Source organism: Streptacidiphilus sp. MAP12-16, from assembly GCF_041262165.1.
Classification (GTDB): Bacteria; Actinomycetota; Actinomycetes; order Streptomycetales; family Streptomycetaceae; genus Streptacidiphilus.
In genome coordinates this window covers 245,961-256,566 of sequence record NZ_JBGCBY010000012.1, presented here as the reverse complement: position 1 = coordinate 256,566, position 10,606 = coordinate 245,961, and the positions used below count along the sequence as shown (strand labels likewise).

The 10,606-nt window shown below is 69.2% G+C and carries 7 protein-coding genes; 3 read left to right on the top strand and 4 right to left on the bottom strand.

The window, feature by feature from the left end; all coding sequences use genetic code 11:
- Positions 1 to 144: 144 nt before the first annotated feature.
- The 3 genes from ABIA33_RS18685 to ABIA33_RS18675 all read right to left on the bottom strand — a co-directional run bounded on the left by ABIA33_RS18685 (position 145) and on the right by ABIA33_RS18675 (position 2,820).
- Positions 145 to 1,650 carry a hypothetical protein gene (locus tag ABIA33_RS18685; RefSeq protein WP_370082927.1) on the bottom strand — a complete coding sequence of 502 codons (1,506 nt, stop codon included), beginning with the start codon at positions 1,648 to 1,650 and terminating at the stop codon, positions 145 to 147.
- A 600-nt stretch (positions 1,651 to 2,250) separates the two neighbouring features.
- A complete protein-coding gene (locus ABIA33_RS18680; protein WP_370082925.1) occupies positions 2,251 to 2,532 on the bottom strand; it encodes a type II toxin-antitoxin system RelE/ParE family toxin in 282 nt (93 codons plus the stop codon).
- A 6-nt stretch (positions 2,533 to 2,538) separates the two neighbouring features.
- Complete coding sequence (locus ABIA33_RS18675; RefSeq protein ID WP_370082923.1) at positions 2,539 to 2,820, bottom strand: type II toxin-antitoxin system Phd/YefM family antitoxin; 282 nt, start codon at positions 2,818 to 2,820, stop codon at positions 2,539 to 2,541.
- Positions 2,821 to 3,329: 509 nt separating this feature from the next.
- Between ABIA33_RS18675 and ABIA33_RS18670 the strand changes: the two genes are divergently transcribed.
- On the top strand, positions 3,330 to 3,686 hold the full coding sequence (locus tag ABIA33_RS18670; protein ID WP_370082921.1) for a hypothetical protein: 357 nt from the start codon (positions 3,330 to 3,332) through the stop codon (positions 3,684 to 3,686).
- Between the two features lie 18 nt (positions 3,687 to 3,704).
- On the opposite strand, the gene ABIA33_RS18665 is transcribed toward ABIA33_RS18670, so the two are convergent.
- Positions 3,705 to 3,971 (bottom strand): integrase, encoded by a 267-nt coding sequence (locus ABIA33_RS18665; RefSeq protein ID WP_370082919.1) that lies wholly within the window; start codon positions 3,969 to 3,971, stop codon positions 3,705 to 3,707.
- 407 nt (positions 3,972 to 4,378) lie between these two features.
- Here ABIA33_RS18665 and ABIA33_RS18660 point away from each other — a divergent pair, with 407 nt between their 5' ends.
- Together ABIA33_RS18660 and ABIA33_RS18655 are read left to right on the top strand one after the other, a co-directional pair.
- The gene (locus tag ABIA33_RS18660) at positions 4,379 to 7,294 is read left to right on the top strand and encodes a PKD domain-containing protein (RefSeq protein ID WP_370082917.1); all 2,916 of its coding nucleotides are present in this window, start codon (positions 4,379 to 4,381) and stop codon (positions 7,292 to 7,294) included.
- A gap of 356 nt (positions 7,295 to 7,650) precedes the next feature.
- A complete protein-coding gene (locus ABIA33_RS18655; protein WP_370082915.1) occupies positions 7,651 to 10,503 on the top strand; it encodes a PKD domain-containing protein in 2,853 nt (950 codons plus the stop codon).
- Positions 10,504 to 10,606: the final 103 nt, after the last annotated feature.

Here is a 10,606-nt window from a genome sequence, read left to right as displayed (position 1 = left end):
TTTGGGGTTTTTTGGGTACGGGGTGGGGGTTTTTTTGGGGGGGGGGGGGGGGGGGGGGGGTGGGGGGGGGGGGGGGGGGGGGGCCGGGGGGGGGGGGCCCCCCCCGCCGCAGGTGGGGCATGCGGTCAGGCGATCGCGCGGTAATCAGGCCAGGCCGGTACGGGGCCGTGCCCGGCTGCTCCGCTTGAGGCGCATTACGGCAGGCGTACGGCGGTCGAGCCGGGGCCTGTGGCCCGGCTCCGCGTGCCCCGAGCCAGGGGAGTTCCCGCCCCCGGCCGCACCGGCAGCGGGGTGCACGGCGACCAGCCCCGAGCGGAAAAGTCCGTGGTCGATGCGACGGGCCACAGCCGACTCCAGCTCCTCCCGGAGCGGCCCGTCGCGCAGGACCGCACCGGAGCCGAGCAGCCCCTCGACCACGTTCAGCGCTCCGGCGATGTCACCGTGGACGATCCGCTCCCGGACCGCGGGCAGTGCCTCCGGATCGCGGTGCACCGCGTCGATCGCCCGCAGACAGGGCAGCGCGGGCCCGCCGAGCGCCACCAGCAGCTCCTCCCGGCGCAGCTGAGCCGGGTCGTGATTGATCGCCGCCAGTACCCCGTCCCGCAGCGCGATCCGGTGGATCTCGCCCCGGCACTCCACCCGGTGCGGGTCGCCGGGCGGGGGGCCGATGCTGGTCGCCGGTCCCGAGGCTGCCGCCACCGAGGCGGCCACCGCCAATGCTTTAGCGACGAGCGGATGCAGCCGATCGGAGGCGACCAGCCCGGCCCGCAGCAGTTCCAGATCCGGAAGGACCCGGGCCGCCGCCTCCGGAAGTACCGGAAGCGCCGCGACCTCCTGCGGCGGCAGCGCCTCCCGAAGCGGCCGGAACGTCGGGGCATGGCTGTCGTCGGGAGCAACGAGTTCGAACACGGTGCGGCTCCGCGCACCGAGCCGCACCGTGAAGGACCCGTATAGGCACCCCTCGGACCTCAACAACAACTCGGCCTCGGCGGCCCACCGTGCCGACGCCCACGAGCAGTCATGGACGGCGGAGCGATCGGGCAGGTCTGGCATGTTCGGCCGGGCGAGCGCGTAGGGTCGGGCGGCCAGCACCAGGAACGGCGCCCCGCCCGCACCGCACCGCCACGCCAGTTCGCCGCACCGCCCGGAGTCCCAGAGATGCCGGTGCAGGTCGAGCCGGAAACGCCGGTCGGGATGCGGGTGTGGATGGTGCCTCGGGGCACCGATCCCGGACTGCTCCCACAGGGCCAGGGACATCCGCTGGCCGGCGTCCGCCCAGGCCGGCGGTGTCCGCACCACCAGCTGCAACGGCGTGGCGCTGGCACTCCGGTAACGGCTCAGCGAGATGGTCAGGCCGGGCCGGAGCCGTCCGTCGGGAACGATCCGGGGCATGTGCCAACGGAGCAGATCCGGCGCCAACCGACGCAGATCCGCACGAAGGCGGGTGACGAGCTCGGTGCCGTGGCGGTCGCGCACGGCGCGCAGATCGAGATCGGTGTCGACCCTGGCGGCCGCGCATGCCCCTGCCCAGTCACCGGCAGCACGCCGTGCGGTCGCGGTCTCGATCATGGACGGCGGCACGGCGTACTCGCGCACGCGCTGCCACATCAACAGGTGGGGCGGAATCGTGTTCGTGAAGTGATGTGCCATCAGCACTCACCTTGCGCGAACGATTCCCCCGATCCGCACGAGGAGTTCTTCTTCATCCCCGGCATCATAAGCACTGCGATGAGGATCTGTCAGTCCCATTCGACCGCCCATCACCCTTCCGCGACGCACACCGCAACACCCGGAGGGCGCGGCGAGTACCGCCGTCGCCGCCCGTTACGGACCGTGCGGATGGGAACGACCAGCGGCCGAACCCGAGCACCGGCGCAGCCCGACCTCTTCCATCCTGTCCGTGAGCGCGATCAGGACCGGCTCGCCCCGGCGCTCCGGCAACTGCTCCCCGATTAATCTCGGCCAGCGGATCCGGGCCATCGCCCGGTCTCAGTTTTGGTCTCATTCACCCCCGTTCAGCAGCGTCCGGACGCCCTCCCCGAAGCAGCTCCGCCGCAGATCTGGGCCGCTCACGAACCCATGCGCACCCCGGGCGAACATTTGGACAGCATGTTGGGGCGCAACCCCTCACGAGTTCGGATCTCGTTTCCTCCGCACCCGCCCGTATGGGCAGATGTAGGCCCCGACTACCGTGCGGTCGGGGCCTACGTCGCATGGGGACCTATCCGGGCCGGTAACCAGCCTGGATTGCTAGGGGATCTGGCGGTAGATGTCGCCTCGGTTGCCCACGGCCAGGACCCAGACGATCAGTTGGCCGTTTTCGACGGTGTAAACCACACGGTAGTCACCAACCCTGAGGCGCCATCGGGCCGCATGCCCCTGCAGTGCCTTGACGTCGAACGCCGTTGTGTCGCCGCCATCCATCGCCTTCTGCAGTTCGGCGAGCCGACGCAGAATGCGGAGGGCATCAGGCCTCTCGATCTTCAACAGCTCACGCTGGGCATGCGGAGTGAAGCGCGTGACGTATCCCATCGGACATCAGCCCTCCTGGCCGCGAAGAAGAGCCGCCATCTCCTCCATCGAGACGGACCCCTGCAGCCCCTCTGCCTCCGACTCGTCAGCCAGCCTGTTCAACCAGGACTCCTCGGCATCGTCCGCTATCCGCCGGAGGCGCCGGTACTCCTCGATGTCGATCACCACGGCCTCCTGCCTGCCCCGCCGGGTGATGATCGTCGGAGTCTCCGCACGACGCGCCCGGTCGATGACATCGGCAAGGTGGCTGCGGACCTCTGCCATGGACTCAATCACGGGTTCGCTCATGTATTTAATGTAACAGATGTACATCTCTGTCGCCGTGGCCGAGAGACGTGGCCTCGGGATCCAGGCGGTGAAACCACGCCCCTGTCATCGCCGCGAACCCGGGCCGCAGTCGTTCAACGTAGCGGCGACCGTGATCGACCAGCGCCACAGACAGTGGAGGGAGTAGCTCCGCTCGCTGCACCAGACAGAGGGACTTCAGGACAGAGGCCCGGTACCGAGCCGCGCCTGTAGCTGCAGTTCCCGTTGCATTCGCCCCCGTTCAGCACCATCCGAACCGCCTGGACCGAGCCGCTGCATCGCAGGTCACGCCACTGAACCCGGCCGGACTCCCGGGCGAACAGTTGGAAAGCGTGTTGGGGGCAACCCCTCACGAGTTCGAATCTCGTATCCTCCGCACCCGCCCCTCGGGCAAACGAAAGCCCCGGCTGTTGAGCAGACGGCGCTTTCGTGATCTTCGGTCCCAGTTTCCGTCTCACTTGGCTGTCGGTGGCCTGTGACAACCTGCCGCCATGAACCACGACCTTGCTGTCTGGGAGGGCGACCGTCCGGCAGAGAATGCCGCTGCGGGACGACTCTTCCGTGACCTGTACGACCGCTACATCGACACGGACGCCGACTTCGGGCCGACGCCGCTGATAGCCAAGTACTTCGCCGGGCTGTTGGAGCGCTGGACCGACATGACGGTGGACGAGCACAACATCTCGCCGTGGTCCACGGGTCCGCTGATCTGCGAGGCCAGCGGACCGCTGATCTACGTCCCAATGCGCTACAGCATGGCCGAGGAAGCCTCGGCTTTCGCCGCGCAACTGGCGTCCTCGATGGGGCTTATCTGCTTCGATCCGCAGGCACGACAGCTCAGGTCGTAGGGCTCGCAGGTCCATCGGTCAGGTTTCTGGCCGACCGATGGTGCCTGTGCCTTCTGGGGGATTGGCAATTCCCAAAAGGGCTTGGCCGATCTGCTCACCGACGTGCTTGGGCATGGGGTCCGTCACGTGCATGTACCCGGCCCGCATTCGCGCCGAGCCCCCCGGCTCCCAGCCCATGATGGCGTCCACAAGGCGATCGAGGACGCCGAGCAGAAGCAGGACCGTCCCCGCCGTGTGTCGGGCGTCGTGCAGCCGTCCGTCGCGCAGCTCGGTGACGGCGAGCAACTGCTTCCAGGGCGGTAGTCGGTGTTCGAGATCAGCGGCTGGCCCTCGGCCGAGGTGAACACGCATCGATGGGGTGAGTGGTTGTGAGGTGCGTGCTTGCGTAGGGACGCGGTCCGGTTCACCGAGCTGGCAGGCCTGTCGCCCGAGCGAGTCCGTCCGTCAGTGCAGTGAGAGCGGCCGCACGAGGTGTGCGGTTTCGACTTCCCTGCCGACTACCGGGAGTTCGTTGACCTGTTCGGTCCTGGTGAGGTGCGCAGGTACTTGTGCATGCAACCCCCTGGGATGTCTATGCCTTCGCGCGCGCTCCGCTTTCGGTCCTATGCTGTCCCCCGACTTCATCCTTTACGGGCTGAGGCGATATTCGCCGGCCTGCCCGAATCGGGTAATTCCCACTATTGGGGGACCAGTTGCGCGTCACGCGCATATCACCGGTCGCCGCCCTGGCACTGTTCACAGGAGCAGCCCTGGCAGCGACCGCGCCGACATCCGCCTCAGCGGCGACGCCGAATACGTCCACGCCGCCCAGCACGATGTATGTCGCCAAATCTGCGAATTGTTCGGACCATTCTGCGTCGTCCGGATCGACGGCGGCGCCGTTCTGCACCATCGGCGCCGCTCTGGTCGTCGTCGATCCCGGACAGACGATCAGCGTCGCGGCCGGCGACTACCCGGAGACGCTCAACCTGACGCGGTCCGGCACGCCGACCGCGCCGATCGTGATCACCGGGGTGGCCGACTGGCAGGGGAGCCTGCCGTCCCTCAATCCGGCGACCCGGGGCGCCGTGGTCGCCAACGGCGTCCACGACGTCGTGCTCCAGAACTTCCAGCTCAACCGGGCCTCGCAGGACCAGTGGAGCCAGGCGGTGGAGCTCACCGACTCCTCGGACGTGACGCTCCAGGGCGACAGTCTTTACGACTACGCACTGGGCGCGGGCGGGGACGCCACGCCCGGCATCGTCGTCTCCGGCGGCACGGGAATCTCACTGCTGCGGGACACGATCCGGTACTTCGCCGCGGGCGTGCAGGTCACCGGAGGCGCGACCGGGACGCGGCTCAGCAACAGCTTCATCTACAACAGCAGCGCCGACGCCGTCTCCGTGTCGGGCGCCACCGGGACCGTGATCAGTAACGACACCCTCCTCAACGGGTGCGGTGCCTCGGTCTCCGCGTCGGGTGGTGCCGCCGGTACCACGGTGGCGAACACGATCGCGGTGCCCGCCCAGGACGGCACGTGGTACTGCGCCAAGGGCGTCCAGCCGACCGGCATCGCGGTGGCGGCCGACTCCACCAGCGGGAGCACGGCTGACTACAACATCGTGCATGCCGCCGCCGGTGACCTGCCGTACCAGTGGGGCGGCGCCAACTACTCGGACCTGGCGTCCTTCCAGGCGATCGGTCAGGGCGCCCACGACATCGCGGCCGATCCGTTGGTCGAGCCGAGGCTCGGCACCCCGGAAGTCGGTTCCCCAGCGATCGACTCGGCCGATGCCGACGTGCCCGGCGCGATGGACCCGGACCTCTACGGCAACCCGCGGGTCGATGACCCGCTGGTGCCCGACACCGGCACCGGAGCGGTCACGTACGTCGACCGCGGCGCCGTCGAGCTCCAGGACCCGGTGACCGTGTCCGCGCTGAACCTGCCGCAGCAGGCGCCCGTCGGCCATGCGATCACGGCCACCGCGACCGTGGCGAACGACACCTGGCAGGAGCCGCTGACCTACACCTTCGACTTCGGCGACGGCACCCCACCGGTGCAGTCGTCGAGCCCGAGCGTGCAACACACCTACGCGGGTCCGCTCAGCGCGCCGCGCGTGCTCACTGCCCAGGTCACCGTGACCACGCCGCCCGGCCGGTCCAGCCGGACCACGCGGGTGATCACCGTCAATCCGGACTGGCCGCTGCAGCCTGCCATGTCGATCGGTTCGCCCGATGCGCCGGTGAATGTGAACGTCGACACGTCGGCGTCCCGTGACGGGTGGCAGATCACCAGCCGTCAGGTCGACTACGGCGACGGCAGCCCGACGGACACGTTTGCCTCCGTCGACGGGCACGCCTACCAGAAGCCCGGAACCTACGTGGTCACCCTCGACGAGACCGACGCCGCGGGCAAAACGGCGACGGTGACGCAGAAGGTGACGGTCGGTCAGCAATATGTGGCGCTCGCGCCCACCCGCGTGCTGGACACCCGGATCGGGCTCGGCGCGCCCAAGCGCACTCTGGCCGCTGGAACGTCGATGAACCTGACCCTCGGCCGCACCGACACGGACAACGTCTGGAACCCGGCCTCCGACTACGTCCCGCTCGGCGCCACCTCCGTCGTACTGAACGTGACCGTGGTCAACCCGGCCCACGCGGGTTATCTGACCGTGTACCCGTACGGCAGCGCGGTCCCGAACGCCTCGACGGTCAACTACGCGGCACACCAGACCGTCTCCAACCTGGTCACGGTTCCGCTCAGCGCCGACGGCAAGGTGTCGATCGCCGGCAACTCCAGCACCGACGTCGTCGCCGACGTGCAGGGCTACTACGCCACCCGCAACTACGTGCTGGGCTACGGCACGCTGGTCGGCACTGCCCCCACCCGTATCCTCGACACCCGGATCGGGTTCGGCGGCTACTCCTACCAGGGCACGGAGTTGCGCCTGCCGCTGACCGGGCGGGTCAGCATGCCGGCCGACGCGGTCGCCGCGGTTCTCGACGTCACCGTCGCGAACCCCGGCTCGACCGGATTCGTCACGGCCTATCCCGCCGGGCGGGCCCGTCCCACCGCGTCGAACCTGAATTTCGCCAAGGGTGAGACCACGACCAGCCAGGTCGTGGTGCAGTTGGGCACGAACGGCAGCATCATGCTCGGCGACGGATGGACCCGCTATCCACTGGTCGCGGACCTGGTCGGGTACTACGTCCCGATGCAGGGCGCCCAGGCGTGGTCCGCGATGCCGATGGCGCAGGTACGGCCGCTCTTCACCACCGCCCCGACGCGGATCCTGGACACCCGGACCACGACCGGCGTGACGAAGCCGGCGCCGATCGGCCCCGGGGGCGTCCTGCGGGTCCAGGTGACGGGCGTCGACGGGCTGCCGCAGGGGCTGACCTACGCGCTGGTCAACCTGACGGCGCCGAACACCACGACGTCGGGGTACCTCACTGCCTACGCGGACGGGGCGTCGCGGTCGGGAACCTCGAACCTGACGCTCACACCGGGACAGACGACGTCCAACCTGGTGCTGATCCCGGTGGGCGCTGACGGAGCCGTCGACATCTTCAACCACTCCAACGGCACCGACGTGATCGCGGACGTCGAGGGTTACTACGTTGACTGACCGGTAGACCGCTGACCGGTGGCAGGCCCACCGGCGCACTGCACGGCACGAACTGGACGGGCCCCGGCGGATCAACCGCCGGGGCTCCTCCTTGCCCTTGCTGCGAAGCGTCGCGTCAGCGTCGACGGGCACGGGGTGGTCAACCACGCCGTGTTGCGTCGGCGACGCTGAGCCCGCGCGCCGACGGCACGCACCCGGTGCCGGTCCCTCGCTCACGAAACCCACTCGAACGGGTGAGCCAAGCGGCTCAACGGGCCGCAGCCGACCCCGTCTTACCAACAGACGGTACGCACCCGTACGTTCGCCTCCACGCGATCTACATGAGAGATCCAAAACTTTGAGGGATTTCCACCTTCATGCCTTCCAGACGCACACTCATCGCCGCCACGTCGCTCACCTTGCTGGCCGGCGGCCTCGGCCTCGGCTCCGCCCAGGCGGACACGGCCACCGCCCTGTACGTCAACGTTGCAACGGGCACCTGCAACGACTCCGGCCCGGGCACCCAGGCGGAGCCCTTCTGCCAGATCCAGGCCGCTGCGAACGCGGCCCAGCCTGGCGACACCGTCTACATATCGGCGGGCTCCTACGCCCCCGTCACCATCACCTCCAAGGCCACCGCCGCCGCGCCGGTCTCCTTCGTCGCGACAGGGGGCGGCCACCCCTACGTCACCACGTTCAGCGGCGCCGCGATCACGTTGTCCGGAGCCCAGTACGTCAACCTCACCGGCATCAACGCGCGTGCGGCCGGCACGAGCACCGTCCTCGTCGACGGCTCCCAGCACATCTCCATCGACGCCGGCAACCTCTCCGTCCAGGCGGTCGTGGGGGCCACCGGCACCCCAGCGGCGGAGCTTGCCGTCGACGGCGGCTCGGCGGACGTCTCCGTCACGCGGACCGTGGTCGGCGGCGCTCTCGGCTGGGGCGTCGCCACCGCGAGCGGCGCGCAGGACGTCACCCTCGCCTCGGACGCGATCGTCGGTGCGCGCATCGGCGCCGTGCAGGCGGTGGGCGCCAGTGCCCTGCACCTCGCGGGCGACACCCTCACCAGCGACTGCGGCGACGGAGTCAGCCTCACCGGCGGCACCTCGGGATCCGTCGAAAACACCGTCGCCGTCCCCGACGCGGGGACCGCCTGCACCGGGGACAGCAGCCCCGCCGAGATCTCCGTCGACGCGTCCTCCGCCGCCCAGATCACCGCGGACTACAACGCCGTCAACCCGCGCGCCACCGGCACGGACTACAACTGGTCCGGCACCGGCTACGCCACGAGGCAGGCGTTCCAGGCCAAGACCGGCCAGGGCTCCCACGACCTGGACCAGACGACCACCCTGCTGCCGAGCACCACCGTCGGACGGCTCAGCGAGGGATCACACCTGATCGACTCCGCGAACGCCGACGCTCCGGGCGAGCTGAGCGCCGATGTCTACGGCCAGCCACGCGTCGACGACCCCGTGGTCGCCGACACCGGCTCCGGGGCCAAGACCTACTACGACCGCGGCGCCATCGAGTTCCAAGACCCGCTCCGGGTGACCGGGGCGACGTTCTCGCCCAACCCAGTCTGGGCCACCGACCCTGTCGTCTTCACCGCGACACTGTCCAACCCCTGGTCGGACTCCGGCCTCACCTACACCTTCGACTTCGGCGACCGAACGACCGCCGAGTCCACCACAGGCAGCGTGCCGCACACCTACGCCCAGAGCGTCGCAGGGACCGTCCCGTACGTGTCGGTGACCGTCAAGACGGCCTCCGGGAAAACCTACGGTCCTGGCGAAACGTCCGTCGAGGTCAACGCCATCCCGGCCCTCTCCTCGAATTACGGCTGCGACGGCGGCCTCTCCCCTCTGGCCCCGGATTCCGCCCGCTGCGACTACAACGTCATCAGCCACTACCCGCTGACCACCGATCAGATCGACTTCGGCGACGGCTCCACACCGGTAAGCCTGAGTGCCACCTCAGGCAGCATCGCCCACACCTATCCCGCTCCCGGTCACTACACGGCGACGGAGAAGCTGGCGGACGACCACGGCCGGACCTACACAGCCACGTCGTCCGTCATAGTCGGCCCGGCCTATGTGCCCACCGGTGCGATCCGCGTGCTCGACACGCGTTACGCCCTGGGCGCGCCCAAACAGTCCGTCGGCTCCGGCGGCGTGGTCCGGCTCAAAATCGCAGGAACGCCCGGCATCCCCGCCTCCGGGGTCAGCGCGATCGTCCTGAACCTCACCGACACGGACGCCACCGCGGACAGCTTCGTCACTGCGTACCCAGACGGCACCGCGCTGCCGACCGCCTCCAACCTCAACTTCAAGGCCGTGCAGACCAACGCGAATCTGGTGACGGTTCCGGTGGGCAAGGACGGCTACGTCGACCTGTACAACCGCAACGGCAAGGTCGACCTGATCGCGGACATCGAGGGTTACTACACCACCACGCCCAACGAATCGGGGATCATGAGCTACCTCGTTCCGACCGCCCCGACCCGGGTGCTCGACACCCGCTACGGCGTCGGTGCCGGTAAGGCCAAGCTCGGCCCGAACAGCTCGCTGGTCCTCAACCTCCCGCAGGCCGGGGACGTCGCCACGGACGGCGCGCTGCTCAACCTCACCGTGACCGGCGGCACCGCCGACAGCTACCTCACGATCTACTGCGGCAGCACCAACCCGCCCACCGCTTCCACCGTCGACTTCCGTCGCGGACAAACAGTTTCCAACCTGGCGCTGACCATGGTCTGCAACACCCAGGTCGAGATCTACAACCACGCGGGCAGCGTCGACGTCATCGCGGACCTTCAGGGGCTGTACACCGACGATCTCGACTACAGCGGCACGAGCTCCTCCCTCAAGGGCGGGCCGGTGGTGGCCACGGCCCCCACGCGCATCCTGGACACCCGCTACGGCGTCGGCACCGCGAAGGCCCGGCTTGGCGTGGGCGGCACCATCACGCTGAAGGTGGCCGGAGTCGGCCAAGTCCCCGCCGACGCGCGGGCCGTCCTGGTCAACCTCACCGGTGTCGCCCCCACCGCCGGAACGTACCTGACCGCCTATGGCGACGGCGCCCGGCCCACCGCCTCGAACCTGAGCCTCGACCCAGGTGAGACCCGGCCGATCCTGGCTTTGGTCCCGGTGGACGCGAGCGGCTGCATCCACCTCTACGACCACGCGGGCTCCGTCGATGTGATCGCGGACCTCGCGGGCTACCTCGGCGGCTGAGCCGCCGGAACAGAAGGAGGGCCGCCGCGCTTTGGTGCTCGGCGGCCTTTCTACGTGCCGGGCCCCGGTTCCTTGGCCCAGCCCTCCGCCTGACGCGGTGTCG

Bases quoted from the DNA above. Each gene is read 5' to 3' on its own strand.
- ABIA33_RS18685 (WP_370082927.1), bottom strand. From the start codon at position 1,650: ATGGCACATCACTTCACGAACACGATTCCGCCCCACCTGTTGATGTGG.
- ABIA33_RS18675 (WP_370082923.1), bottom strand. From the start codon at position 2,820: ATGAGCGAACCCGTGATTGAGTCCATGGCAGAGGTCCGCAGCCACCTT.
- ABIA33_RS18655 (WP_370082915.1), top strand. From the start codon at position 7,651: ATGCCTTCCAGACGCACACTCATCGCCGCCACGTCGCTCACCTTGCTG.
- ABIA33_RS18680 (WP_370082925.1), bottom strand. From the start codon at position 2,532: ATGGGATACGTCACGCGCTTCACTCCGCATGCCCAGCGTGAGCTGTTG.
- ABIA33_RS18670 (WP_370082921.1), top strand. From the start codon at position 3,330: ATGAACCACGACCTTGCTGTCTGGGAGGGCGACCGTCCGGCAGAGAAT.